The sequence below is a fragment of the Campylobacter sp. CNRCH_2016_0050h genome (genome assembly GCF_025772605.1).
Classification (GTDB): domain Bacteria; phylum Campylobacterota; class Campylobacteria; order Campylobacterales; family Campylobacteraceae; genus Campylobacter_D; species Campylobacter_D lari_D.
This window is the reverse complement of the sequence record NZ_JAKMSK010000010.1, coordinates 51,082-76,598: the sequence shown is the minus strand read 5'-3', so window position 1 is coordinate 76,598 and position 25,517 is coordinate 51,082. Positions and strand designations below refer to the sequence as shown.

25 protein-coding genes are annotated in these 25,517 nt (G+C 29.6%); 9 read left to right on the top strand and 16 right to left on the bottom strand.

The window, feature by feature from the left end:
- From L8X28_RS06325 to moaC, 4 genes are all read right to left on the bottom strand, one after another.
- On the bottom strand, positions 1-984 hold a 984-nt coding region (locus L8X28_RS06325), incomplete at its 3' end, for a cache domain-containing protein (RefSeq protein WP_263663011.1).
- 43 nt (positions 985-1,027) lie between these two features.
- On the bottom strand, positions 1,028-2,167 hold the full coding sequence (locus L8X28_RS06320; RefSeq protein WP_263665839.1) for a hypothetical protein: 1,140 nt from the start codon (positions 2,165-2,167) through the stop codon (positions 1,028-1,030).
- 12 nt (positions 2,168-2,179) lie between these two features.
- The gene (locus L8X28_RS06315) at positions 2,180-2,443 is read right to left on the bottom strand and encodes a DUF493 family protein (RefSeq protein ID WP_133319952.1); all 264 of its coding nucleotides are present in this window, start codon (positions 2,441-2,443) and stop codon (positions 2,180-2,182) included.
- Complete coding sequence (moaC, locus tag L8X28_RS06310) at positions 2,421-2,894, bottom strand: cyclic pyranopterin monophosphate synthase MoaC (protein ID WP_263665838.1); 474 nt, start codon at positions 2,892-2,894, stop codon at positions 2,421-2,423. Before moaC ends, L8X28_RS06315 begins: the two co-directional genes overlap by 23 nt.
- Positions 2,895-2,981: 87 nt before the next feature.
- On the opposite strand from moaC, the gene L8X28_RS06305 reads away from it, so the two are divergent.
- Complete coding sequence (locus L8X28_RS06305) at positions 2,982-3,143, top strand: highly acidic protein (protein WP_133319950.1); 162 nt, start codon at positions 2,982-2,984, stop codon at positions 3,141-3,143.
- A 2-nt stretch (positions 3,144-3,145) separates the two neighbouring features.
- The gene (locus tag L8X28_RS06300; protein ID WP_263665837.1) at positions 3,146-4,456 is read left to right on the top strand and encodes an MFS transporter; all 1,311 of its coding nucleotides are present in this window, start codon (positions 3,146-3,148) and stop codon (positions 4,454-4,456) included.
- Here L8X28_RS06300 and L8X28_RS06295 read toward each other — a convergent pair.
- Positions 4,425-4,901 carry a cysteine permease gene (locus L8X28_RS06295; RefSeq protein ID WP_263665836.1) on the bottom strand — a complete coding sequence of 159 codons (477 nt, stop codon included), beginning with the start codon at positions 4,899-4,901 and terminating at the stop codon, positions 4,425-4,427. The genes L8X28_RS06300 and L8X28_RS06295 overlap by 32 nt on opposite strands.
- A gap of 111 nt (positions 4,902-5,012) precedes the next feature.
- Here L8X28_RS06295 and L8X28_RS06290 point away from each other — a divergent pair, with 111 nt between their 5' ends.
- Entirely contained in the window at positions 5,013-5,396 is a 384-nt protein-coding gene (locus tag L8X28_RS06290) for a group III truncated hemoglobin (RefSeq protein ID WP_263665835.1), read from the top strand.
- A 16-nt stretch (positions 5,397-5,412) separates the two neighbouring features.
- On the opposite strand, the gene L8X28_RS06285 is transcribed toward L8X28_RS06290, so the two are convergent.
- The 4 genes from L8X28_RS06285 to recA form a co-directional block, all read right to left on the bottom strand.
- The gene (locus L8X28_RS06285) at positions 5,413-6,096 is read right to left on the bottom strand and encodes an AMIN domain-containing protein (protein WP_133319946.1); all 684 of its coding nucleotides are present in this window, start codon (positions 6,094-6,096) and stop codon (positions 5,413-5,415) included.
- The gene (locus L8X28_RS06280) at positions 6,086-6,262 is read right to left on the bottom strand and encodes a hypothetical protein (RefSeq protein WP_259443318.1); all 177 of its coding nucleotides are present in this window, start codon (positions 6,260-6,262) and stop codon (positions 6,086-6,088) included. The genes L8X28_RS06285 and L8X28_RS06280 overlap by 11 nt, the downstream gene beginning before the upstream one ends.
- A 101-nt stretch (positions 6,263-6,363) precedes the next feature.
- Complete coding sequence (gene eno / locus L8X28_RS06275) at positions 6,364-7,608, bottom strand: phosphopyruvate hydratase (RefSeq protein ID WP_133319944.1); 1,245 nt, start codon at positions 7,606-7,608, stop codon at positions 6,364-6,366.
- The gene (gene recA / locus L8X28_RS06270; protein ID WP_087700900.1) at positions 7,608-8,642 is read right to left on the bottom strand and encodes a recombinase RecA; all 1,035 of its coding nucleotides are present in this window, start codon (positions 8,640-8,642) and stop codon (positions 7,608-7,610) included. The genes eno and recA overlap by 1 nt, the downstream gene beginning before the upstream one ends.
- 109 nt (positions 8,643-8,751) lie before the next feature.
- Here recA and L8X28_RS06265 point away from each other — a divergent pair, with 109 nt between their 5' ends.
- Genes L8X28_RS06265 through L8X28_RS06255 form a run of 3 tightly spaced genes read left to right on the top strand, consistent with a single transcriptional unit; the run spans position 8,752 to position 10,682 of the window.
- Positions 8,752-9,615: a menaquinone biosynthesis family protein gene (locus L8X28_RS06265; protein ID WP_263661946.1), complete on the top strand. Its 864-nt coding sequence runs from the start codon at positions 8,752-8,754 to the stop codon at positions 9,613-9,615.
- A 27-nt stretch (positions 9,616-9,642) separates the two neighbouring features.
- A complete protein-coding gene (gene fliQ, locus L8X28_RS06260; protein ID WP_012660903.1) occupies positions 9,643-9,909 on the top strand; it encodes a flagellar biosynthesis protein FliQ in 267 nt (88 codons plus the stop codon).
- A complete protein-coding gene (locus L8X28_RS06255) occupies positions 9,906-10,682 on the top strand; it encodes a UDP-N-acetylmuramate dehydrogenase (RefSeq protein ID WP_263665834.1) in 777 nt (258 codons plus the stop codon). The genes fliQ and L8X28_RS06255 overlap by 4 nt, the downstream gene beginning before the upstream one ends.
- Here the strand turns inward: L8X28_RS06255 and L8X28_RS06250 are convergent.
- The 5 genes from L8X28_RS06250 to topA are packed head-to-tail and all read right to left on the bottom strand — an operon-like array spanning position 10,675 to position 16,202.
- On the bottom strand, positions 10,675-11,325 hold the full coding sequence (locus tag L8X28_RS06250) for a hypothetical protein (protein ID WP_263665833.1): 651 nt from the start codon (positions 11,323-11,325) through the stop codon (positions 10,675-10,677). The genes L8X28_RS06255 and L8X28_RS06250 overlap by 8 nt on opposite strands.
- Positions 11,325-12,083 (bottom strand): 3'(2'),5'-bisphosphate nucleotidase CysQ, encoded by a 759-nt coding sequence (locus L8X28_RS06245; RefSeq protein WP_263660822.1) that lies wholly within the window; start codon positions 12,081-12,083, stop codon positions 11,325-11,327. Before L8X28_RS06245 ends, L8X28_RS06250 begins: the two co-directional genes overlap by 1 nt.
- A gap of 39 nt (positions 12,084-12,122) precedes the next feature.
- Positions 12,123-13,301 carry a cation:proton antiporter gene (locus L8X28_RS06240; protein WP_133319939.1) on the bottom strand — a complete coding sequence of 393 codons (1,179 nt, stop codon included), beginning with the start codon at positions 13,299-13,301 and terminating at the stop codon, positions 12,123-12,125.
- On the bottom strand, positions 13,282-14,118 hold the full coding sequence (locus tag L8X28_RS06235) for a biotin synthase (RefSeq protein ID WP_039627786.1): 837 nt from the start codon (positions 14,116-14,118) through the stop codon (positions 13,282-13,284). The genes L8X28_RS06240 and L8X28_RS06235 overlap by 20 nt, the downstream gene beginning before the upstream one ends.
- Positions 14,118-16,202 carry a type I DNA topoisomerase gene (gene topA, locus L8X28_RS06230; protein ID WP_412175529.1) on the bottom strand — a complete coding sequence of 695 codons (2,085 nt, stop codon included), beginning with the start codon at positions 16,200-16,202 and terminating at the stop codon, positions 14,118-14,120. Before topA ends, L8X28_RS06235 begins: the two co-directional genes overlap by 1 nt.
- A 130-nt stretch (positions 16,203-16,332) precedes the next feature.
- Between topA and L8X28_RS06225 the strand changes: the two genes are divergently transcribed.
- The 3 genes from L8X28_RS06225 (at position 16,333) to L8X28_RS06215 (ending at position 21,729) form a co-directional block, all read left to right on the top strand.
- Entirely contained in the window at positions 16,333-18,045 is a 1,713-nt protein-coding gene (locus L8X28_RS06225) for a motility associated factor glycosyltransferase family protein (RefSeq protein WP_263665832.1), read from the top strand.
- Positions 18,046-18,119: 74 nt separating this feature from the next.
- A complete protein-coding gene (locus L8X28_RS06220) occupies positions 18,120-19,826 on the top strand; it encodes a flagellin A (protein WP_263665831.1) in 1,707 nt (568 codons plus the stop codon).
- A 196-nt stretch (positions 19,827-20,022) separates the two neighbouring features.
- On the top strand, positions 20,023-21,729 hold the full coding sequence (locus L8X28_RS06215) for a flagellin A (protein WP_263665830.1): 1,707 nt from the start codon (positions 20,023-20,025) through the stop codon (positions 21,727-21,729).
- A gap of 27 nt (positions 21,730-21,756) precedes the next feature.
- On the opposite strand, the gene L8X28_RS06210 is transcribed toward L8X28_RS06215, so the two are convergent.
- Positions 21,757-23,637 carry a motility associated factor glycosyltransferase family protein gene (locus tag L8X28_RS06210; RefSeq protein WP_263665829.1) on the bottom strand — a complete coding sequence of 627 codons (1,881 nt, stop codon included), beginning with the start codon at positions 23,635-23,637 and terminating at the stop codon, positions 21,757-21,759.
- A 32-nt stretch (positions 23,638-23,669) separates the two neighbouring features.
- Positions 23,670-25,517: a motility associated factor glycosyltransferase family protein gene (locus L8X28_RS06205; RefSeq protein ID WP_263665828.1), complete on the bottom strand. Its 1,848-nt coding sequence runs from the start codon at positions 25,515-25,517 to the stop codon at positions 23,670-23,672.

The window sequence follows — 25,517 nt, the reverse complement described above, 5'->3', positions numbered from 1 at the left end:
GAAGTCAAAGAAAGAATTGATACCTTTTTGGATTGCTTGTAAAGGGGATAGATAATAAGAGATGATGAAATAGAGTATGATAACACTTAAGGCAACCATGATACTTACAACAATTGTTTGTATTGTTGCTGTTTTGAAAATAGGCTCATTTATAACATCGGCACTTTCGGTGCTACAAACAAGGTAAGAAGATATTTTAGCACATATACCTAGCCTTTCTTTTCCTTTTAATCCATATTCAAAGAAAGAATAATCACCATTTTGTTTGTGTGCATTTAATACCGGTCCATGATCTACCGATGGATCTAATAACTGTTTGTTTTTAGCAACAAATATCTTTCCATTTTCATCAAATAAAAAGCTATTACCAGGCATATTTTCAAAATTTTCTTGAAGCTCTTTTACTGGAATATCAACCCCAATAATTCCTACAAAATTACCATTTTTATATATAGATTTAGTATATGTTATTACATATTGATTTGTTGCTTTATCAATATAAGGAGAAGTGATGAAAATATCTTTATTTTCTTTGGCTCCAATATACCATGGTCTAGTTCTAGCATCATAGTTGATATTTTGTCCATAAATTTCGATATTTTTATTATTTTTATCACTAGTATCATTACTTACAAGATTTTCTCCATTATCTAAACTTATAAAAGCAGATAAAACTCCAGAAGCTTTTCTATATGATTTTAAAATAGAGCCAACATTATCTATCAAAGCTTGTTCGGAATTTAATTTTTCATATGGAAATTCCAAAATTGTTTTTTCCAAATTTAAAATTAAATCACTATTGTGCTTTCGAAATGTTTCTAAAGAAGTTCGAGCAACTTGTAAAATATCATTTTGCCTTTTTAGCTCATTATCATAAAGGTATGTTTTGGTAAAGTAAAAACTTAACACACCTAAAATAATCAAACTTAGTGCAGTGAAAAAATTTGCCATTAAAGACAATTTAACTTTCAAAGTGTTAAACATAATTTCCTCCGTATTTTATTTTTGTAATTTTAATTTTTAAAAATTAATTATCAATTAATATTTTTTTTTTAATTAATTTTTTTGCTTTTTCCCACAATCTCACTCCCAATTCTTTTGCATTGTTTTTATCTAAATTTTTATATTTATGGCTTGCGAGTTTTTCGAGTTCATTTAACTCTTTAGCTAAGATATTGAGTTTGCTTTGTGCTAGCTTGCTAAAATCATCAATTTTTGGATTTTGTTTAATTTCATTAATTTTGATAAGAATTTGTTCTCTGTTTTCTTGTATTAAGCGTTTAAATTTGGCAAATAAAGTGTCAAATTTATTTTCTAATAAATCTTTAAGTATATCTTTTACGGGATTATTAAATTCTAATGATATTTTTTTAAGCATTTGGATAAATTCTTGCTCTATGTCTATAAGCTCTTTTTCTTTATTTTTTAAATCATGTTCTAAAGCGCTATATGCAAAGCTTGATTTAAATTTTTCAATCGCCAAAGAAATTCCTTCTTGTGTCCCATAAATACTTCCTATACATAAATCATAAGCAAAAGCCTTTGATTCGTTAGCAAGTTCAAAAGCAGCATTTAAAACTATTTGGGATATTTTTAAAATTCTTTCTTTTTCAAAGCTTCCTTCACAAATTGCATTAAATACAAGGTTTTTAGCGATTTCACAAGATGTAAGTTCTATGTTTTCACCTTTTTCTAAAGTTGTGATAAAAGCACTCTCGGCAGTTTCTTTTAAAAGGCCTAGTATTTCTATATCATAAAGCATTGCATCATTGATACTTATATTAAATTCATTTAAATTTAAATCTTTTAAAGTCTTTTCTAAATCAAAAAAGTTATCGCAAATTTTGTGTTTAATGGTGTTTTTTTGTTCTTCTATTTTTACTTTTAATTTGCCATATTCGTTAATATAAACAAAAAATGCTTTTTTATCTTCTTCAACTCTAGCTTTAATAATACCTTGGATTATTTTGGAAATATTTTCTTCATTTATAAGTCCAAGTTTTTCTAATACTTTAGAAAAGATAGCAAAAAGCTCTTCATTGCTAGTATTTTCAAAACTAATTTTTTTATAACTTAGATTAAAAACAAGCTCACTAATTAAGTTTGGAATTTCATTTTTTTCACAAGCTAAGAGAGAATTTTCAAAAATTATGGCTAAATTTTTCATATTTTTCCTTTTTTATAATACAAATTTCGCTTTACTTTTTAATTGATTAAAAATATTTAAACGATCATCTTTACTATCGACATAAACACTTAAAAGATAACTTTTATATGTTCCTTGTTTGCTAGTATTTGAGATTTTATATTTAAATTCTCTTTCATTGAGTATTTGGGTGAAAATTTCTAAAGCATCAACTTCAGCTTCAAAAACGACTTTATAATCCCAAAAAGTAGGGTAGTTTATAATAGGTTCTTTTTTAAGATCGCAGATATTTACCACTTTTTCCTCCTTCTTTTCTTTCTAAAACTATATCAGTAATTTGCATACTTTTATCAATAGCTTTAACCATATCATAAATAGTTAAAAGCCCAATGCTAACAGCTGTTAAGCTTTCCATTTCAACCCCTGTTTTTCCTTCGCATTTTACGGTTACGAAAAGTTTAAAAGAGCATTCTTCTTTGTTTTCTTCTATATGGGTTTGTACTTTTGAGATCATTAAAGGATGACACATTGGGATAAGATTTGAAGTTTGTTTAGCTCCCATTATGGCTGCTGTGATGGCAGTTTGCAAAACAGGCCCTTTTTTAGCTTTGTTTTCAATGATAGCTTCAAATGCTTCTTTACTCATGTATATTTTACCGCTTGCACAAGCTTCTCTTTGGGTAATATCTTTTTGACTTACATCTACCATTTTGGGGTGATTTTTTTCATCTAAATGCGTTAAATTCATATTTTTCCTTAAGTAAAGTTTGAAAAATTATACCAAAATGTATATTTTTATATTAAAATACTACTAAAAAATTTTAAAGGATTTGCAATGGCTTATGATGATGAAGAATTTGAAAATTATGATGATGAAATGTATGATGAAGCAGATGATGATACTTATGCAAATAATCAAAGATCATATAATTATGATGATGATGATTATGAATACGATGATGATTATAGTGATGATGATACTTATGAGATGGATTAATCGTGGGTAAAAATCTTACTAAAAAAGACATAAAAGTTTTGAGTCTTTCTTCTTTGGGAGGGACTTTAGAATTTTACGATTTTATCATTTTTGTATTTTTTGCAAGTTATATTTCTAAAAATTTTTTTCCTGAAGATTTAAGTCCATTTTGGAAAATGTTTAATACTTATGGGATTTTTGCTGCAGGATATTTAGCTAGACCACTTGGTGGTATAGTAATGGCGCATTTTGGCGATAAATTCGGCCGTAAGAAAATGTTTATGCTTAGTATTTTGCTGATGGTTGTGCCAACTTTTATGCTTGCTTTTATACCTACTTATGAAAGTATAGGGTATTTATGTATAGTATTTTTAGTATTTGTAAGGATTTGTCAAGGTATAGCTATAGGTGGGGAATTGCCTGGTGCTTGGGTTTTTGTATTTGAGCATGCTCCAAAGGGTCAAAAACGCACTTATCTTGGGATTTTAACAGCTTCTGTGGTAGGTGGAATTTTACTTGGTAGTTTTGTATTTTTAATGATGAATAAGTTTTTTACTCAAGAAGAGCTTTATGAGTGGGCTTGGAGAATTCCATTTTTCTTGGGTGGAATTTTTGGGATTATTTCTGCTTATTTGCGTAAATTTTTACAAGAAACACCTGTTTTTGAACAAATGAAAAAAGATAAGGCTTTAGAAAAATTCCCTCTAAAAGAAGTATTTAAAAAAGCTAAGCTGGGCGTTGTACTTTCTATGTTGATAACTTGGGTTTTGACGGCTTGTATTGTTGTGATGATTTTAACTATACCTTCTTTTATGGCAAAAATGTTAAATATTGATGCAAGCTTTCAAACTTACATACAAATGTTTGGTATAGTTTTGCTTGTAATTGGTTGTATATTAAGTGGAATTTTGGCTGATAAAATAGGTATAGTAAAAGCTTGTATGATTTTTTCGCTAGGATTTTTCTTAACTTGTTTATTTTATTTTAACGCTCTTTATACTAAAACACCTGATTTTAATTTAGTGAGTGTGTATTATTTAACCGCTTGCTTTTTTACCGGAGTGATGAATTTTTGTCCTTTGATGATGAGTGAGGTATTTGATGCTAAGATTAAATTTTCAGGGCTTAGTTTTTCTTATAATATAGCTTATGCAATAGCTGGTGGGTTTACTCCGCAACTTGCTTTATTTTTACACACTATTGCTTTGGGAAATTTAGAAAATATTGCTCGTTTTTCTTTAGGATTTTATATGTTTGCTATGGCTATAATTTCGCTTGTTTGTGCTTTGATATTTAAATATCTTAGTAATACCCAACGCACATACTCTCAGTGATTTTAATGCGTTTTTCCAAAGGAGTAGGACTGAAAAAATGGCATTTTTCGATATAAATACTATAACTATAATCTAAATTTAAAAAATCGTAAAATGCCTTTAAATTTACAAATTTAACCCCACAAACTTCTTTTATATCTAAGATTTTATAAATTTGAGAATTGTTTTTTTCTACCAAATGTGATGGAGCTAAAGTAGTAAATGAGCAAAAGGCACTTGCTAATACAAAGCCACTTAGATTTTCACATTTTTGTATAAGATGTTGGTGTTTTTGTAAAATACTTTTTTTATGTAAAAATACCACTCTTGTGCCTTGATAGCGTGCTGCCTGAACATTTTTCCAAAATTTATAAGCATTTTTGGAAATATTTGCTAATTGGTGTAATTGTATATTTAAAATATAATTATCCAAGAATTGATTGGGTGGTAAAATAGTATAAGTCATATTTTTTCTTTAAATTTGTTTTTTTATGATTATACTAAAAATTGACTTTTGTTTATATTTTTAATTTCTAAATTTAATACAATAAGCCAAAATTATTTTTTAAGGAAAAGTATGAAATTTGAAACTATTAATCATGAGGGTATAAAAAAACTTATGGATGTTTTTTATGCAAAAGTTAGAATAGACAAGGATTTAGGGCCTATTTTTAATGAAAAAATTGGTATAGATGATGAGAGTTGGAAAAAACACAAAGAAAAAATAGCAAGTTTTTGGGCAGGGATGTTTTTAGGTGATCCAAGTTATAGCGGTTCTCCTTTGAGAGTTCATCATGAATTACCTTCATTTCCAAGAGAATTTTTTGATGTTTGGCTTAATCTGTTTGATGAGAGTTTGCAAGAAGTTTTTGAAGATGAACTAAGAAGTATTGTTATAGAAAGAGCTAAAATGATAGCTCAAAGATTTCAAATGATTATTTATGATCACAGATTTGCTTAAGAGTTTTTAAAAACTCTTAGCGATAGTTAAAGGTATGTAAATTTTCACCTTGAGAGTATTTATAACTATATTTTCCATCAAGATAAATTACCAAACGATAATATCCTTTATGTGATCCAAATACAACTTTTCTAACATGAGCAGTATTAACTTGTAAAGTTTTTGTATTGAAATTTTGCTTTTTAGCAAAATCTATAATGATTTTAGTTGGATCTCCTATAGATAAATGTCTTAGCATTCTATCTTCGGTTTTGATATTAATCTTATTGTTATAAAAGCTAATAGAAATAAAATTATAAATATTTCCACTAAAAATTGGTGTTTCAATGTTTAAAGTGGTATTGTTTTCTTCTGTTTTAGTGTTTTTTACCCCTTGTTCTTGTGGCACAGTAACAGATACATCAAGTATAGGTGTGGCATTTGGACTTTTGGCTTTTATAAATGAGTAAGTATCATGCCAATTGATACTTTTGTATATATCTAGAGTAGTTTGCTCTTCAGAGCCATCAAGATTAATATAAGTAATAGTAATATTTTTTAAAATTCTTGCATCAGAATTAAAAGTAAAATCCTGTCTTTGAAAAGGACTAAGTTTTACAAACTCGGTGTTTTGTTGTTCTGAGTTATTGTCAAAAGGATTATCTTTTGCATTTAAAAATACACAGGATAATAAAAATAGTAAAAAAAATTTAATTCTCATGCGAATTTTCTCCTTTAAGTCTTAAAAGCTGTAAGTATTCTTTTTGAGCTTGGGCATTTTTAGCTTTTAAGGTTATTATGTTTTTCTCTAAAATTTTTTGCTCCTCTTTAAGCGATAATAAAACATCTAAAGAGGATTTGCCAAAAAACATATTACCAAAATACATAGCAACAATAATAGCTACAAATGATAATGCAATAGTTTTTATTAGATGATGACGAGCCTCTTTCTTTTTAGAATGCTCATCATACTCTTTTAATAAATCACTCAGAGCTTATCTCCTAAATACTCATCATTATCAAGTTCGATTTCTAACAAACGATTATATTTAGCTGTTCTTTCACCTCTTGCTAGAGCTCCTGTTTTGATTTGTCCTGTATTAAGCGCTACTGCAAAATCAGCTATAAAAGCATCTTCGCTTTCCCCGCTTCTATGACTCATAATACATCTGTAATTATTTCTATGAGCTAGTCTTACTGTTCTCATAGTTTGAGTGATTGTACCGATTTGATTAGGCTTGATTAATACAGCATTTGCCATATTTTTCATGATACCTTCTCTTAAAATATCTTCATTAGTTACAAACAAATCATCACCCACAAGTTGAATTTTATTGCCAAGCTTTTGAGTGAGTTTAATCCAACCTTCATAATCATCTTCAGCCAAACCATCTTCAATACTAAAAATAGGATATTTAGCACATAATTCTTCATAGCGAGCAATCAAGTCTTCACTTGAGAAAACTTTACCCTCTAAATGGTATTTACCATCTTTATAAAGCTCACTACTTGCTACATCTAGCGCTAGTTTGATTTTATTTTCATAGCCTGCTTTTTTAATACAAGTCATTAAAAGATCAAGTGGTTCAGTGTTGTTTGCTAAATTTGGTGCAAAACCACCCTCATCGCCTAAAGCAGTAGAATGACCTAGATTAGCTAGTTCTTTTTTTAATACTGCATAAATTTCACAAACTGATCTCAATCCTTCTTTAAAGCTTGAAAAACCAAAAGGCATAATCATAAATTCTTGAAAATCTACGCTATTGTTTGCGTGCGCACCGCCATTGATGATATTGCACATTGGCACAGGTAATACACTTGCATTTGCTCCACCTAAGTAACGATATAAAGGTACGCCTAGTGCATTAGCAGCAGCGCGTGCTGTTGCCATAGAAATTCCTAAAGTTGCATTTGCTCCTAGGTTGGAATAATTTTTTGTCCCATCAAGTTCTAAAAGAGTATTATCTAGCTGAGTTTGATTAAACGCATCAAGCCCTATAATGTTTTCAGCTATGGTGCCATTGATGTTTTCAATAGCTTTTAAAACACCTTTTCCGCCAAATCTCTCATCATTATCTCTTAATTCCAAAGCTTCTTTTTTTCCTGTGCTTGCACCACTTGGAACGATAGCACTACCCACACTACCATCGCTTAACATGATTTCAGCTTTAATGGTAGGATTGCCTCTGCTATCTAAAACTTCAAAAGCTCTTAAATCTTCAATAATCAACATTATTCTTCTCCTTCATCGTCTTCTTTTGCGCCCAAAATCATACTATCTATACCGATTGAGTTTTGTATAGCTTGAGTAATTTCATCTGCAATAGCTGGATTTTCTTTTAAAAAGGCTTTAGCATTTTCTCTACCTTGACCAAGTTTAGAAGCCTTGTAAGAAAACCATGCACCACTTTTATCAATAATATCAAGTTTTACACCATAATCTATTAGCTCGCCTTCACGACTTACACCCTCACCAAACATCACATCAAATTCAGCTTGTTTAAAAGGAGGGGCTACTTTGTTTTTAGCCACTTTTACTTTAACGCGGTTTCCAATAGGCTCATCATTTTGTTTTAAGGTGGCTGTTTTTCTTACATCTAAACGCACTGAAGCATAAAATTTTAAAGCATTTCCGCCAGTAGTTGTTTCAGGAGTGCCATAGCCCATCATGCCTATTTTCATACGAATTTGATTGATGAAAATTACAGTAGTGTTCATTTTATGGACAATTCCGGTTAATTTTCTTAAAGCTTGGCTCATTAATCTTGCTTGAAGACCTACATGTTGATCTCCCATATCACCTTCGATTTCTGCTTTTGGAGTAAGTGCAGCAACGCTATCTACCACTATTAGATCAATGGCTCCACTTCTTGCTATAGTTTCAACGATTTCTAAGGCTTGTTCTCCAAAATCTGGTTGAGAGATGTAAAGATTTTCTGTATCAACGCCTAAATTTTTTGCATATCTTACATCAAGAGCGTGTTCAGCATCAATAAACGCACAAACTCCACCTTTTTTTTGACATTCTGCTATGATGTGTAAGGTAAGTGTAGTTTTACCTGAACTTTCAGGTCCATAAATTTCTATAATTCTTCCTTTTGGAACCCCGCCAATTCCTAAAGCTAAATCAAGTCCAACAGAACCTGTAGGAATAGAATCAATTTTTTCAACTTCTTTATCGCCAAGTCTTAAAATAGTACCTTTTCCAAAGGTTTTATCAAGACTTTTTAAGGCTGCATCAAGTGATTTTCTTTTATTATCATCCATGCTTGTTAATCCTTTTATAATATGTTTAAAATTGTATCAAAAAGAAATTTAATATAAGTTTTTATTTTGAATTTTGCTAAAATACTTTTTTAGATTTTTAAGGAAAAAAATGAATAAAAAAATTAGCGTAGCACACTCTCCTGATGCTGATGATATTTTTATGTATATGGCGATTAAATTTGGTTGGGTTGGAAATGCTTATGAGTATGAAAATACAGCCTTGGATATACAAACTTTAAATGAGCTTGCATTGGAAAATATATACGATGTTAGTGCGATATCTTTTGCACTTTATCCTTTAATAGCTAGTGAATATGCTTTATTAAAAACTGCTGTGAGTTTTGGTGAGGGTTATGGGCCAAAGCTTATTAAGAAAAAGAATAAAAAATTAAAGCCAAATTTTAAAGTTGCTTTAAGTGGAGCACACACTACTAATGCTTTAATCTTTCGCATAAAATATCCACAAGCTAGAATAATTTATAAGAATTTTTTAGAGATTGAAAAGGCTGTTTTAGAAGATGAAGTTGATGCGGGAGTGCTTATACATGAGAGTATTTTAGAATTTGATTCTAGTTTGTGTGTTGAGGCTGAACTTTGGGATATTTGGCAAGAATTAGCAAAAAATGATTTACCTTTACCTTTAGGTGGTATGGCCCTTAGAAGATCTTTACCACTTAGTGATGCAATAGCAGTTGAAAAAGATTTGATTAAAGCAGTAGAAGTGGCCGATCATAATAGAAAAATCTTAGCCTCCATGCTTTTAGAGCGTAATTTAATACGCGTTGATGCACAAAAACTTGATGTGTATTTAAATTTATATGCAAATAAAAACTCTATTAATATGAATGATAAACAATACAATGCCATAGATAAGCTTTTTGAGCTTGGATATAATCATGGATTTTATGAAAAGTTAATAAAAAGTAAAGATTATCTTATCCCTAGTGAGTATGAAGAATTTAGAAATTCTTGATAGAATTTAAATTTTTAAGGAGAAAATATGGAAAGTACTTTAGTAGCCTTGGGTGTACAAACTTTTAAAATCACACTTATGCTTTCTTTACCTATGCTTTTAGCAGGGCTTATTGCAGGGCTTATTATAAGTATTTTTCAAGCTGTAACGCAAATTAACGAAGCCACGCTTTCTTTTGTGCCAAAAATTTTACTTGTTGTTGTGGTAATAGTATTTTTAATGCCTTGGATGATAAGTTCTATGATTGATTTTACAACTAATATTTTAAATCAAATTCCAAGCTTTATTAGATGATTATTGATTTTTCTAAGTATTCTTCTGTGCGTATAGGTGAGAGCTTTGAAGTGCAAACACTTGAAGAGCCTTGCGAATTTGATGGTTTTTTAATAGGTGGGGCAAATAATCTTTTAATCTCTCCAAAACCCAAAAAACTAGGAATTTTAGGGAAAAGTTTTGATTATATTAAAATTTTAGAGCAAAATGAAAAAGGTATGTTTTTAGAGATAGGCTCTAGCGTGAAATCTTTTAAAATGTATCATTTTGCTAAAGAAAATAACTTAAAAGGCTTTGAGTTTTTAAGAAATATCCCAGGGACTTTGGGTGGTATTTTAAAAATGAATGCAGGATTAAAAGATGAGGATATTAGCAAAAATTTAATTAGTATTTGCACTTTTAATCAAGAAATTTTAAAACAAAATATTGCTTTTGCTTATAGGTTTAATCCTATTAAAGAAGTGATGTTTAGCGCGAAGTTTTTTTTAAAATATGGATTTGACCCAGTTAAAGATGAGCTTTTAAAAAATGCAAGAAAAAATCAACCCAAAGGTGCTAGCTTTGGCTCTATTTTTAAAAATCCCAAAAACGATCATGCAGGAAGATTGATAGAAGCAGTTAATCTTAAAGGTTTTAGCAAAAATGATGCGATGTTTAGCAATGAACATGCAAATTTTTTAATCAATAAAAAACATGCTAGTTTTGATGATGCTTTATTTTTGATAGAGCTTGCTAAAAAAAGAGTTTTTGAAGAATTTGGGATTGTTTTAGAAGAAGAAGTGGTAATTATATAGTATTTTTAATATCTTCATAAACAATTCTAGCTATTTCATGGACTAATTCTTGATAAGATTTATTTTTATCATTTGTGCTAAATTGAGTATTGATAGTAAGGATTTTATGATCTTTTAGTTTTTTTGTTTTGGCGTTAAAAAGTTTGTATTCTATGTCGGCTTTGACTTCAAAATTGGAAAAAAGCAAGAAATTTTGTTGGCTTGCTTGAATGCTTTTTAAATCTAGCAAAATAATAAAATCAGCCTTTTTGAAACGATTAAATTCTAAAAACTCACTTGCATTGATGAAATTTTTATTTATTTGTAAGATATTTTGACTATTGATATAAGTTTGATTTTCTTTTTGACTAAGTAAGGCAAAATTATTTTGCTCATTTAAAATAGCACTTAATGCTTTTAGTGTGTCTTTTGCCATGCTTTTAGCATCGATTTTTAAATTTGAAAAATAAAAATTATATTCTTTTTCATAGCTTGGCACTAAAGCTAAGGTGCTAATGTGTGAGAGTTTATCATAATTTATATCTTGATCAAGATTGATGATATTAAAATTATCATTATTTTGTAATTTGATGATTTTTTTATTTGCAAAAGAATTGGCATAAATAGCACTTAAAAAACACAAAAACACCAAAAAAAATCTCACTAAAAACCTTTTAATTTAAATTCATTCTTAGCAAAAGCTATAAAACTTGGAAGTTTAAAATCAGGACTATTGTAGTTTAAGGCCTTTTTATCAAAATCGTATAAAATTCCACCATTTTGTTTGACTAAAAAATCTCCCGCAGCTATATCCCAAGCTTTTGGGCCACCAAAACGCGGGTAAATTCCAGCTTTTGCTTCAAGTAAATATACAAACTTTAAAGCAGATGAAACCTTAATGCCTTCAAGATGATTTTGAATAAAAAAATCTTCATTATTATCATGATTTTTAGAGTAAAGGGCTATATTTTTAACCTTTTCGTATTGCTCTAAATTAAGATTTAAAATTTCATTATTTTTATAAACTTTAGTATGGGTATGTGCATAATAAAACGCATTATTTTCCACATCGCCTATAAGCGAAAGCACAGGAGTGTTTTTATGGATTAATGCGATTAAAACACAATATTCTTTATCTTTTTTAGCATAAGATTTAGTGCCATCAAGAGGATCTATTAGCCAAAAATACTCTAAATTTTTTCTTTCTTCATAAGAAAGTATATTTTCTTCAGAGCATATAGCTATATCGCTTGAAGCTAAAATTTCACTAATAGCTTCATTAGATTTTATATCAGCTAAACCTACCGGGGAATCATCATCTTTAAGCCATAAGGTATTTTTGTCTTTATATTCAAGCAATACCTTAGAGGCTTCCTTGCCTGCTTTTAAGGCTAATTCTAAAAGTGTGTCTAAATTTTTCATAAGAAAATTATAGCAAGTGAAAATAAATACTTAGTAGAGTTATTTTCTACTAAGATTATTAATAAATTTTATTAAGCTAATAGCTAAAATTGCTTCAAGTAAAGCAGTAAGCACTAATCCTGAGTATATATCTTGAGTGATAATATTAGTTTGATAAGAAAGCGTAGCTACTGCGATAAGTAAGGTTAGTGGCATAGAATGGCTTAAGCCAAATAAAAAGGTATTTTTTAAACCAAGTATTTTTACAAAAGTCATAGCGCAAAGTATTCTTAGTCCTATCATAAAGATAGTTAGTGAAAAAGCTATGATTAAAACTTGAGGGTTTAAAAGCATTTGGAGTTTAAAGCTTGAACCTATATAAATGAAAAATATAGGGATTAAAAAGCCATAGCCAAAACTAGAAAGTTTATGCTCTAAGTCTTTTTTATGATCAAAAAAAGTAGCTATAAATGAACCCGCTATAAAAGCTCCAAGTGCAACTTCAAGTTTAAAATAAATCATAATCGCAACTATGGCTATGAAAATTGCCATGCAAAATCTTATATCTTTTTCATTTTGATCTTGCCAAGGCATGAGTATGGTTTTAAGTTGTGGATACCACCAAAAAAGTACTTCTAAAAATTTAAATCCAAAAATACAAAGTGCTAAAAATCCCACCAGGTATAATAAATTTTGAGTGAGTGAGAAAAGATCAGCACCTTTTCCCAAAAATGCTGCAGCTATGGTAAGCAAAACTATGCTCACAACTTCAGCTAAAGTGGCTACCACCATGGATACATTTAGCCACTCACAATTTTTCCCAAAGTCTCTATAAAGCGTTGAGAGCAAACCCACACTCATAACAGGTATGATAATGACAAAAATATAAGAAATATCTATACTTTCAACCGCTAAAACGCTAAAAACATATAAAAGTATGATGTAAATAAAAGCTTTATTAAGTAAGCTTCTTTCGGTTTTTAAAAAGGTTTTAAGATTGATTTCCATCCCTGCTATAAACATAAGATAGTAAAATCCTGCATTAGCCAAAAGCTTAAAATTCTCACTTTCTCCTATAAAACCTAAAAATCCTATAAAAGAGCCAAGCATAATTTCAGTAGCTGAAAGTGGGAGTTTTAAAAATTTAGCAATATAAGGTGATGTAAGCAAACATCCTGCTACGACTAATAAAATTTTTAAATCCGTAGCAGCTTGAGCATCAATGGCATGAGCTAGCAAAGCTAAATCCCATTTGTTTTAGTTTTTGTATGTCTTTGCTAGGTTCTTCGCCTTTAGTTGTAAGATAATCACCTACTACTATAGCACTAGCTCCTGCGTCAAAAATTTCATATTGTCTTTCTTTTAGCACTACTTCTCTACCACCTGCTACCATGATATGTGCATTTGGTAAGTCTTTTTTAGTATCTTTGATGATATTTAACGCCTCATCAGCATTTAATAAGTTTTGCTTGAGCTTTAAATTTTCATTTGGTATGAAAAAATTAATAGGTGAGGAAAAAGGATCAAGCTCTTTTAAACTTGTTCTAAAACTTTTTCTATCAGCTTCACTTTCTCCAAGACCATAAATTCCGCCACAGCAAAGCATTAAACCTGCTTCTTTAGCATAAAGATTAGTTTGAAATCTTTGCTCCCAAGTATGCGTAGAGCATATGTTTGGAAAAAATTCTTTAGAAGTTTCTAGATTATGATTATAAGAAAAAATTCCTGCTTTTTTTAATTCTTTGAGTTGTTCTAAATTTGCTATGCCATTGCAAGCTATGAGTAAAAGTCCTTCTACTTCTTTTTGCACCGCATGAGCTACTTTGCACACATACTCAAGTTTTTCATCATCAAGTCCAGCACCTGCTGTAACTAAACAAAAACCTAAAGCCTCGTTTTTCTTAGCTATTTTAGCTTCTAAAACAATTTGATCTATATCTTTTCTTTTGTATTTGTTGATATTAGTTTTTACATGAGCGCTTTGAGTGCAGTATTTACAATCTTCCCCGCACCCTCCACTTGCTATATTAGATATAGCACAAAGCATGATTTGCATTAAATTTCCTTTTTGATTTTGCATTTTAAGCACTCTAAAAATGTGCCTTTTTTAAGCTCTTTGATAATCAAAGTTTCGCTACATTTGCTACATTTTTCTTCACTTGGTTTGTATTTGCTTATATAGTTGCATTTTGGATAAGCACTACATCCATAAAATTTACCACGCTTAGAAAAACGCTCCACGATCTCGCCTTCTTGACAGCTTGGGCATTTCACGCCTATGGTATTGAGTTTTTTCTCGCTTTTTTCTTCATTTTGTGTTTCTTGTTTTAAATTTCTTGAGTATTTACATTTTGGAAAATTTAAACAAGCTATAAATTCTCCATATCTTCCTTTTCTTATAGCAAGCTCTCCACCGCAATCAGGGCAGGTTTCATCTAGCTTTGTGAAAGTTTTTTGGCTTTTTATGTTTTTTTTACCTTCATCAATTTTTCTCATAAAAGGAAAATAAAACTCTCTTAAAACTTCTTGCCAGTCCATTTTGCCTTCTGCAATGATATCAAGTTTATCTTCCATTTTAGAAGTAAAATCACTATCTACTATATCGCTAAAGTTTTGTTCTAAAACTTCTGTTACAACAAAGGCTATTTCATTAGGTATGATTTGCTTTTTATCTATACGCACATATTCTCTTGCACTAAGTAAAGAGATGGTTGGAGCATAAGTAGAAGGGCGTCCTATGCCAAGATTTTCTAACTTTTTAACAAGTCCAGCTTCAGAATATCTTGAAGGTGGCTCGGTAAAATGCGAGTTTAATTCTATATTTTGTATATTTAGTATATCTTCTAGTTTTAAATTAGGTAAAATTTTATCTTTATCCATATCTCCATATACTTTATAATGCCCATCAAATAAAATTTTTCTACCACTTATTTTAAAACTTGCTTCGTTTGATTTTGCATAGACATTTTGAGTTTGAGATATAGCAGGATTCATTTGTGAAGCTAAAAAGCGATTATATATTAAAGTATATAATCTTGCTTCATCTTTTTCTAAAAATTCACTTGCAAGTTTTGGAGTAAAGCTAAGATTAGTCGGTCTTATGGCTTCGTGTGCTTCTTGAGCGCCTTTGCTTTTAGTGGTATAAATATTTGCTTTGCTTGGTAGGTATTCTTTGCCAAAATCATTTTTGATGAGTTTTCTTACTTCTTCTAAAGCTTCTTTTGCGATGTTTAAGCTGTCAGTTCTCATATAAGTGATCACACCCATAATACCTTGATGGGTTTTTACACCCTCGTAAAGTTTTTGGGCAATCATCATGGTTTTTTTAGGATTAAAACCTAGGCGATTGCTCGCGCTTTGTTGCAGGGTTGAGGTCATAAAAGGTGCTTGTGGAGCTATTTTTCTATCTTTACTTTCTATATCTTTTATTTTAAAGTTAGCATTTTTGCAAGCTTCAAAGATGAGTTTGGCTCTATCTTCGTTAGTTAGACTTAGTTTTTCTATCTTTTGATTTTGAAATTCGACTAATTCAGCTTGCAAGTCTTTTTCAAAAATCATATCTATACTAAAGTATTTTAAAGGAGTAAAAGCTTTTATTTCTCTTTCCCTATCGACGATGATTTTTAAAGCCGCACTTTGCACACGCCCTGCACTTAAGCCTTTTTGGATTTTTTGATTTAGTAAAGGACTTAATTTATAGCCTACTATACGATCAAGTAAGCGTCTAGTTTGTTGAGCATTGACACTATTTACATTTAAAGATCTTGGGTTTTTTAAAGCATTTTCTATAGCGCTTTTAGTAATCTCATGAAAAACTATGCGTGGCAGGGAATTTTCATCTTTATTAATAGCCTTAGCTATATGATAAGCTATGGCTTCACCCTCACGATCCTCATCGGTTGCAAGGTAGATGGTTTTAGCTTTTTTAGCCTTTTCTTTGAGTTCTTTTACTAAACTTGAATGATCATTTGAAATTCTATATTCTGGTTTAAAATTTTCATCTTCTATTTTTATACCAAAGCTAGTTTTAGGTAAATCTCTAATGTGGCCTTTAGAAGCTATTACCTCATAGTCTTTACCTAGAAAATTACCTATGGTTTTAGCTTTAGCAGGTGATTCTACTATGATTAAATTTTTCATTATTTTCCTTATAAGGATTAAAATTAGTAAAAGTGTATAAAAAAAAGTTAAATTTTTTGCTTAGATGGATTTTTAAATAAAATGCAATTAATGATATAATTTTTTATAATTTAATTTCATAGGATATAAAATGTTTTTGCAAAAAAACTTACAAGCTTTAGAATTTACCAATAAACCATTACAAGAAAAAATTCTATCTTTAAAAGAAGAATTTATCGACATCTTTCCAAGTCAAACACCCTTTGTGCCTTCAAAAGATGATTTAATAAAACCTAATATATTTTTTTGCGGTATAGGAGATGGACTTTTTTTAAAAAAGCTTATTAATAAACATATTTTTATTTTTGATAAAGCAGAATTTTTTGCTAATGTTTTAAGCAAGATGGATTTGAGTCAAGAGCTTTCAAGCGGAAAAATATATCTTTGTGATGTAGAAGAGAAAAGATTAGAAGAGTATCTTGTTTTGCTTTTTTCACAAAAAGATTGTTTTGAGTATTTAGGGCTTTTTAAACTTTTGCCTTATAGTGAATTTTATAACAATAGTCCTATGTTTGATTTTGTGTATCAAAAGTGCTTAGATGTTATTTATAGAGTTGTCCTAAATATAGATACGAGCTTTACCATGGATGCTAAAATTTATAAACAATTTTTATCTAATATACCTTTAGTCTTAAAAAATACTCCTTTTCAAAGATTTATTTATGAAAATAAAGGAAGAAATAAAAGTGTTATTGTAGTGTGTGCAGGTCCTTCTTTAAATAAACAACTTAAGCTTTTAAAAACATATCAAGATGATTATGTGATATTTGCTTTAGATGCTACTTACAAAACTTTACTTAAGAATGAAATTTATCCTGATTTTGTTTTTACTATGGATATACAGGAAAAATGTAAATGTTTTTACGAGGATTTACCTTTAAATCCCAAAGAACCTATTTTTGTACTTAGTGGAAATATAAATAAAGAATTGATATTAATTTTAAAAGATAAAAAACAAAAAATTTATATTCTACAAAATTTAGATTACCAGCAAAAATTTAATTTAAATGATTTTGGCTATTTGGATATAGGTATCAATGTAGCTCATTTTGCTTATAATTTTGCTATAGCTTTGGGATTTACTAATGTAATCATGATAGGACAGGATTTGGCTTTTGGTGATGATGGGAAGTCACATGCTAACCCAGAAGTTTTTACATTTCATAATGTAGAAGAAGCTGAACACAAAGCAGAAAAACTTCGAGTGTTAGCTTATAATAAACAAGGATTTGTTCAAACAAATATAGGCTGGGATGAATTTAGAAAAAGATTGGAAGTTTTATTTTTATCTCATCCTAATGTTAAGTTTTACAATGCCACAGAAGGTGGAGCTTTTATAGATTATACCATAGAGATACCTTTTGAAAAGGTTTTAGCACTATATAAAGATAAAAAACAAGATTATGTATTTCCAAATGTTTTAAGTATTAATAGGCAAGAAAAATTATTAAAAAAATCTTTGGAAATTTTACAAAAAGATTATTTAGAGTTAAATGCTTTACATCAAAAAGCAAAAAATCTTTTAGTAATTTTGCAAAATCAAAATGCAGTTTTTGATGAGCAAGTATCAAAGTTTATTTTTGATTTTAATGGTTTATTAGATAATGCGAAAATTTTACAAAGTTTTATGTATAAATCATTATTTTATCATAGGGGCTTTTTTAATGTGAGTTTATATCAAGAGTCTCAAAATGCTTTATCAAGTTATGCAGATTTTTTAAAAATATTTTTAGAATTTACAGCATTAAGTCTAGCAAGTATGGAAAATTCTATAAATGAATATAAAAATATCTTAAAAGTATAAATTTTTTTATCATTTTTTCGATATAGCTTAAACAACTGCATGGAAGCGGTTGAATTTATTTAAAAGGATTTAAAATGGGATTTCGTATAAATACTAATGTGGCATCTTTAAATGCTCAAAACAACGCAAATTTAAACTCAAGAGCATTAGATAACTCTCTAAGCAGATTAAGCTCAGGTCTTAGAATCAATTCCGCAGCAGATGATGCTTCAGGTATGGCTATAGCAGATAGCTTAAGATCACAAGCTAATACTTTGGGTCAAGCTATAAGCAATGGTAATGATGCTTTAGGTATTTTACAAACAGCTGATAAGGCTATGGATGAGCAGCTTAAAATCTTAGATACTATCAAAGTAAAAGCTACTCAAGCAGCACAAGATGGGCAAACTACTAAAACAAGAAATATGCTTCAAGCCGATATTAATCGTTTGATGGAGCAACTTGATAATATTGCAAATCAAACTTCATTCAATGGAAAGCAGTTATTAAGTGGTGGTTTTGTAAATCAAGAATTCCAAGTAGGTGCACAGTCAAATCAATCTATCAAAGCAAGTATTGGTTCAACTCAAAGCTCTAAAATAGGTGTAACTAGATTTGAAACAGGCTCACAAGCTAAAGATAGCGGTATAGCTCAACTTACTATTAAAAATTATAATGGTATAGATGATTTTAAATTCCAACCTGTAGTGATTTCTACTTCAGTAGGAACAGGTATGGGAGCTTTAGCTGAAGAGATTAATAGAGTTTCTGATATTACAGGTGTTAGAGCAAATTTCTTAGTTGAAACTACAGGTGTTGGTAATATTAAAGCAGGCAAAACTGATCAAAATTTTGCTATTAATGGGGTAAAAATTGGTGAGGTTGAGTATAAAGATGGTGATGAAAATGGAGCCTTAATTTCAGCAATTAACTCAGTTAAAGATACCACAGGAGTAGAAGCTTCTAAGGATGCTAATGGTAGACTTGTATTAACTTCAAGAGATGGTAGAGGGATAAAAATAGAAGGTAGTATTGGCGGTGGTTCTGGTATATTGCGAAAGGATTATGAAAATTATGGTCGTTTGTCTTTAATTAAAAATGATGGTAAAGATATCTTAATATCAGGAAGCAATCTTTCTACTATAGGTATGGGTGCAACTCAAATGATCTCTCAAGCTTCTGTATCTTTAAGAGAATCAAAAGGAAATATTGATACCAATGTGGCTGATGCTATGGGCTTTAATGCTTATAAAGGCGGTGGTAAAATGATTGTTACACAATCATCTGTTTCTACTCTTATGGGTGCATCAGGTAGTGGTATGAGTGAAGGTTCAGGATTTTCAATAGGTAGCGGTCATGAGTATTCTAAAATTTATGCAGATAATGTTGTTTTTGCAACAGCATTTTCGGTGGCATTTGGTGTTGGTTCTGCTGCAGTTGCTGGTAATACTCAATTTGTTAATTTTAAGGCTTCTATGAATATAGCAGCTAAAGATCAAGAAGCTGGTGTTACTACACTTAAAGGTGCTATGGCTGTGATGGATATAGCTGAAACTGCTATTACTAACCTTGATAAGATTAGAGCTGATATTGGTTCTGTACAAAATCAAATCACAGCTACACTAAATAACATCAGTGTAACCCAAGTAAATATCAAATCAGCTGAATCAAACATCAGAGATGTAGACTTTGCAGCAGAAAGTGCAAACTTTGCTAAGCATAATATCCTAGCTCAAAGTGGATCTTATGCTATGAGTCAGGCTAATGCTGTGCAACAAAATGTAATGAGATTATTACAATAGTTAAGAAATCCAAAACACCTTGAATTTCAAGGTGTTTGTTTAAAAACACTCTTTAAAACACTCTTTAAAACACTCTTTAAAACACTCTTTAAAACACTCTTTAAAACACTCTTTAAAACACTCTTTAAAACACTCTTTAAAATTTGGAACATTTATTGCTTTAAAAGTTCTAAGCAATATTTTGAAAGGATTTAAAATGGGTTTTAGAATAAACACCAACATAGGTGCAATGAATGCACATGCAAATTCAACTATCACAGCAAGAGAGCTTGATAAGTCTTTATCAAGACTTAGTTCAGGTCTTAGAATCAATTCCGCAGCAGATGATGCTTCAGGTATGGCTATAGCAGATAGCTTAAGATCACAAGCTGCAACTTTAGGTCAAGCGATAAATAATGGTAATGATGCTATAGGTATTTTACAAACAGCTGATAAGGCTATGGATGAGCAGCTTAAAATCTTAGATACTATCAAAGTAAAAGCTACTCAAGCAGCACAAGATGGACAAAGCACTAAAACAAGAAATATGCTTCAAGCTGATATTAATCGTTTGATGGAAGAACTTGATAATATAGCTAACACTACAGCATTTAATGGCAAGCAACTTTTAAGTGGAAACTTTATAAATCAAGAATTCCAACTAGGTGCACAGTCAAATCAAACTGTAAAAGCTAGCATAGGGCCAACTCAAAGTTCTAAAATAGGTGTAACTAGATTTGAAACAGGCTCACAAGCTAAAGATAGCGGTATAGCTCAACTTACTATTAAAAATTATAATGGAGTAGATGATTTTAAATTCCAACCTGTAGTGATTTCTACTTCAGTAGGAACAGGTATGGGAGCTTTAGCTGAAGAGATTAATAGAGTAGCTGATATTACGGGTGTTAGAGCAAATTTCTTAGTTGAAACTACAGGTGTTGGCCCTATAAAAGCCGGTGCTACAAGTGATGATTTTAAGATTAATGGTGTAACCATAGGTAAAATAGAATATCAAGATAGTGATCAAAATGGCTCTTTAGTAGCTGCTATAAATTCAGTTAAAGATAGCACAGGAGTAGAAGCCTCAAGAGATGCTAATGGTAGACTTGTATTAACTTCAAGAGATGGTAGAGGGATAAAAATAGAAGGTAGTATTGGCGGTGGTTCTGGTATATTGCGAAAGGATTATGAAAATTATGGTCGTTTGTCTTTAATTAAAAATGATGGTAAAGATATCTTAATATCAGGAAGCAATCTTTCTACTATAGGTATGGGTGCAACTCAAATGATCTCTCAAGCTTCTGTATCTTTAAGAGAATCAAAAGGAAGAATTGATACCAATGTGGCTGATGCTATGGGCTTTAATGCTTATAAAGGCGGTGGTAAAATGATTGTTACACAATCATCTGTTTCTACTCTTATGGGTGCATCAGGTAGTGGTATGAGTGAAGGTTCAGGATTTTCAATAGGTAGCGGTCATGAGTATTCTAAAATTTATGCAGATAATGTTGTTTTTGCAACAGCATTTTCGGTGGCATTTGGTGTTGGTTCTGCTGCAGTTGCTGGTAATACTCAATTTGTTAATTTTAAGGCTTCTATGAATATAGCAGCTAATGATCAAACTCCAGGTGTTACTACACTTAAAGGTGCTATGGCTGTGATGGATATAGTAGAAACTGCTACAGCAAATCTAGATGCCATTAGAGCTGATATTGGTGCGGTGCAAAATCAAATCACAGCTACACTAAATAACATCAGTGTAACCCAAGTAAATATCAAATCAGCTGAATCAAACATCAGAGATGTAGACTTTGCAGCAGAAAGTGCAAATTTCTCTAAATACAACATCCTAGCTCAAAGTGGATCTTATGCTATGAGTCAGGCTAATGCTGTGCAACAAAATGTTTTAAAACTCTTACAATAAATCCAAATAATATAAGGCAGTTTTGCCTTATATTAAATTTCTTTTTTCTAAAATATCTTGTAAAGGTATGATGGCTATTTTTAAGGCTTTTTCTTGAACTAAAGCTAACTCGCTGATTTCTTCTAACCAAGATTTATGTGCTGTAATCCAAGCAACAAGTTTATTTTGTTTATCGCTATCATTGTGCATAGGGTTAACATAAATTTTTGAAAAATTGCTTTCAAGATGAAATAAAGAAGGACTTAAAACTTCTCTTAAGAAAATGTATTTATTACTTTCTATAGTCTCTTTTAGTTGATCTATTTTTGTATTTAACTCATGTAAAGTATAATGTGTTTTGCTTTGATAGTTTAATTCTTTATGTAATTTTTTACAAATTTTTAAGAATTTTTCATTAGCTTTTATATTTTGTTTGATTTGTTTGTAAGCTTTTAACATAAGCTCTTGGCTATCTTTGCGTTTTGGTGGATTTAGTTTTGGAAAAGGTTTTTTTACCTCATCTTTTAAAAGCTCTTTACAAATTTCTTTAAAAGGTTTTTCTATAGTTCCTTCTATCCTTGCCCCACCTTCTGTGGCATTGTAAATTTTTGCTTTTGTTTGTTTATGAAATAAACTTTCAAAAATTTGCTTAAATAACATCCAAACTTCTGAACTTTGCACATAAGTTTTTCCACCATAAGCTAAGGTTTCAAATTTTCCATGATCGCGTTCAAAATCTCCTTCGTGATAACTTTCATGTAAAAATCCTTCACTATGAGATTTTCCATCATCACTATAAGCTAAATCTTGTCCTATTAAGACAATATTTTCATGCCCTAGTAAAAGTGCTAGTTCATAGTTTAAATGTGCTACACTCATTCCACCGCTTACATAGCCAAAATCATGTAATCCTAAAGAATAAGCAAAAGGCATTGATCTTGAAACTAAAATATATTTTCTTTTATTTTTTTCTAAAAATTTTATACTATCTTTATATACTAACGAAGCTAAAATAAAAGTAATGTCTTTATCAAATTCTTTAAAATCATTATCAAAGCATTTTGACACCACATCATCTCTTTCTAGCATACAAACATAATCAGGTTTTATACCTGCCTTTGCTAAGATAGGATAAGCACTATCAGCGCAAAATATAGTAGCTTTATTAGCATATTTTTTAAGTAAAGGAAGTTGTTTTTTTAAAGAAGGTCCAGTAGCTACCAATATAGCATTTTTGCTTTTATTTGATCTTTTTTTCTTAAATTCGTTAAAATTTGGATGTGTAAGCATTTTAGGTAAGTTTAGAACAAATTGCTCTATGCCTTGCATAGCATCAATTGGGTCATTTCCTCTTCTTAAGGCAATATTTTTAATAACTTTGGAATTTAAATCATTTATGTTTTTAATTTCTTCTTTTTGTTTTTCTTCATAAAATTCACAATGAATATGCAGAGTGTAAGTTTTTAAAAATAAATTTAAAAAAGAGCACAACGTATCAGCTTTTGTATAGTTAAATTCCTTTGTATGGATTAAAATAAATCTACCTTCTAAAAGTTCTTTGGAAAAATCTATCATATTAAAAACTAAAAATATCAACTCAATATCTTTTTCGTATACAATAACTCTTTTATGTTCTTTATTTGCAAGCAAACTTTTGTAAAATATACCATTGCCTAATCCATAGAAAAAAAGTATAGGGTATCTTAAGTATTCTTTATTAAATAGCTCAATTTTTTCTTGTAGTTCTTTTAAAGGATTTATATATAAATTTTTTATATTTTTATAGCATATATTACAATTTAAAGGATCTTTATCAAAAACATAAATATAATCTTTAACTTCTTTTATTCTACCTAATCTTCTTTTTAGCGTTTGATACTCACTTCCTTTTAAGGCTTTTAAATTTTTTTTAAAAATCTCTGTTTTCATTTTTATCCTTTTTGATTAAAAAAATAATATCGTCATTTTTTAATATATTTTTCTAAATTATTTTTAGTCAGAATGTCTTTTATAAAACATTTTTTGTTTAAAAGAATTATTTCTAATTTTTTTAGGGTAATAATAATGAGTTGAAAGTATTCTAAATGAGAGTTGATCCAAAATTTACTTTTTTCTTTTTGCATTTGTTGGCTTTTTGGAATTATTACAAAAATTTTTGCAAGATGAAAGCGTAGTTGATCTAAATAACAAGCGAGCAAAAGTCTTATTAAAGCATTATCTTTAAAATCATCAAGATCAAGCTCGTCTAGATATTGTAATGTAATATTTACATCAGATGAATTGTTGATAAAATTGATTATATTTTGATACTTTTTTAAGTATTTTTCTATATCTTCTAATAATTTAATTAATTTATGATAGGTCTTTAGTAAATATTCTTGTTTTTTATCCGGGGTAAAGTTTTCTAAAATGGGAAAATCTTTTTCAATTTTTTCTTTTAAAAACTCTTTGCAAATTTCTTTAAAAGGTTTTTCTATAGTTCCTTCTATCCTTGCTCCACCCTCTGTGGCATTGTAAATTTTTGCTTTTGAATTTGCGATTAAATATTCTAATGTTGTTTTAAACATATCCCATGCAATATGTGTTTTTACATAACCTTTGCCACCATAAGCCAAAGTATCAATTTTTTCCAATCGACTTTCATAAGTTGGACTATGTTGGTAGTTTGTAGGGTGAGAGTGTCCTAGATCATTAAAAGCTAAGTCTTGTCCTATAAAGAAAATATTTTTAAAATTTAATAGATTGGCAAATATAAAAGCTAAATGTGCAACAGAAATTGCTAAATCAACATAACCAAAAGCATTTAAACCAAAATAAGTTTCAAAAGTTTCTTTTGATATGCACATAAATTTTCTATTGTTTTGCTCTAGATAGTTAATTGCATTAGGATGAACTAATGAAGTTAAAATAAATAATGTGTTTTTATCAAAATTTTCAAAGTCATTATTAAAAAATTCCGCAGTAATTTCTCCTCTTTCAACCATAAAAACATAATCAGGCTTGATATTTTCTTGATATAAAATAGGATAAGCACTATCAGCACAAAAAATTACCACATTATCTTGATACTGTTTGAGTAAAGGTAGCTGCTTACTTAAAGATGGTCCCGTAGATACTATGATTGCATTTTTACTCAATGTCTTTCTTTTATTTAGCAATTCTTTTAAGCAAGGTTTTGAAAGCATTTTTAGAATATTTTCCATGAATTGTTCTATCCCTTGTAAAGTATCTTTAGCATCTGTTCCTTTTCCTACTGCAATAGATCTTATACAAGAGAGTATTTTTTGATTTAAATTTAAAATATCGTTTGTAAATCTTTCATAGTATCTAGAATGTATTTCTAAAAAATATGTTCTTATAAATTCTCTAAAAGGGTTTCTTGACATTAAAGAAAGCAATGTAGAATTTGGTATATTGCATTGTGCTAAAATTAGTTTATTTGTTTTTAATTCTTTTGAAAAATCTATATGAAAAAACAAGCTATAGATTAATTCCAAGTTGTCTTCAAAAACTATGATATGCTTTAAATTTGGATTTTGTAAAAGAGCTTTATATAAAATTCCATTTCCAAATCCAAAAAAATAAAGCACAGGATATAATTTATACATTTGATCATATTTTGCCAGCATAGTATTTAATTCTAAAATAGGATTTTCATAAATTATCTTTCCTTGTTTATCTTTAATATTAATATCTAAAGAATCGTTTCCTTGTATTATTTTATATGGTGTTTTTTTGATGTTTTTAAAAAGTTTTTGAAAAGATGGGTTAAGGGATTGGATATTTTTCTTAAAAAGCTCATGATTCAT

Bases quoted from the DNA above. Each gene is read 5' to 3' on its own strand.
- L8X28_RS06320 (WP_263665839.1), bottom strand. From the start codon at position 2,167: ATGAAAAATTTAGCCATAATTTTTGAAAATTCTCTCTTAGCTTGTGAA.
- moaC (WP_263665838.1), bottom strand. From the start codon at position 2,894: ATGAATTTAACGCATTTAGATGAAAAAAATCACCCCAAAATGGTAGAT.
- L8X28_RS06305 (WP_133319950.1), top strand. From the start codon at position 2,982: ATGGCTTATGATGATGAAGAATTTGAAAATTATGATGATGAAATGTAT.
- L8X28_RS06295 (WP_263665836.1), bottom strand. From the start codon at position 4,901: ATGACTTATACTATTTTACCACCCAATCAATTCTTGGATAATTATATT.
- L8X28_RS06290 (WP_263665835.1), top strand. From the start codon at position 5,013: ATGAAATTTGAAACTATTAATCATGAGGGTATAAAAAAACTTATGGAT.
- L8X28_RS06285 (WP_133319946.1), bottom strand. From the start codon at position 6,096: ATGAGAATTAAATTTTTTTTACTATTTTTATTATCCTGTGTATTTTTA.
- L8X28_RS06280 (WP_259443318.1), bottom strand. From the start codon at position 6,262: ATGTATTTTGGTAATATGTTTTTTGGCAAATCCTCTTTAGATGTTTTA.
- eno (WP_133319944.1), bottom strand. From the start codon at position 7,608: ATGTTGATTATTGAAGATTTAAGAGCTTTTGAAGTTTTAGATAGCAGA.
- recA (WP_087700900.1), bottom strand. From the start codon at position 8,642: ATGGATGATAATAAAAGAAAATCACTTGATGCAGCCTTAAAAAGTCTT.
- L8X28_RS06265 (WP_263661946.1), top strand. From the start codon at position 8,752: ATGAATAAAAAAATTAGCGTAGCACACTCTCCTGATGCTGATGATATT.
- fliQ (WP_012660903.1), top strand. From the start codon at position 9,643: ATGGAAAGTACTTTAGTAGCCTTGGGTGTACAAACTTTTAAAATCACA.
- L8X28_RS06255 (WP_263665834.1), top strand. From the start codon at position 9,906: ATGATTATTGATTTTTCTAAGTATTCTTCTGTGCGTATAGGTGAGAGC.
- L8X28_RS06245 (WP_263660822.1), bottom strand. From the start codon at position 12,083: ATGAAAAATTTAGACACACTTTTAGAATTAGCCTTAAAAGCAGGCAAG.
- L8X28_RS06235 (WP_039627786.1), bottom strand. From the start codon at position 14,118: ATGCAAATCATGCTTTGTGCTATATCTAATATAGCAAGTGGAGGGTGC.
- topA (WP_412175529.1), bottom strand. From the start codon at position 16,202: ATGAAAAATTTAATCATAGTAGAATCACCTGCTAAAGCTAAAACCATA.
- L8X28_RS06225 (WP_263665832.1), top strand. From the start codon at position 16,333: ATGTTTTTGCAAAAAAACTTACAAGCTTTAGAATTTACCAATAAACCA.
- L8X28_RS06220 (WP_263665831.1), top strand. From the start codon at position 18,120: ATGGGATTTCGTATAAATACTAATGTGGCATCTTTAAATGCTCAAAAC.
- L8X28_RS06215 (WP_263665830.1), top strand. From the start codon at position 20,023: ATGGGTTTTAGAATAAACACCAACATAGGTGCAATGAATGCACATGCA.
- L8X28_RS06210 (WP_263665829.1), bottom strand. From the start codon at position 23,637: ATGAAAACAGAGATTTTTAAAAAAAATTTAAAAGCCTTAAAAGGAAGT.
- L8X28_RS06205 (WP_263665828.1), bottom strand. From the start codon at position 25,517: ATGAATCATGAGCTTTTTAAGAAAAATATCCAATCCCTTAACCCATCT.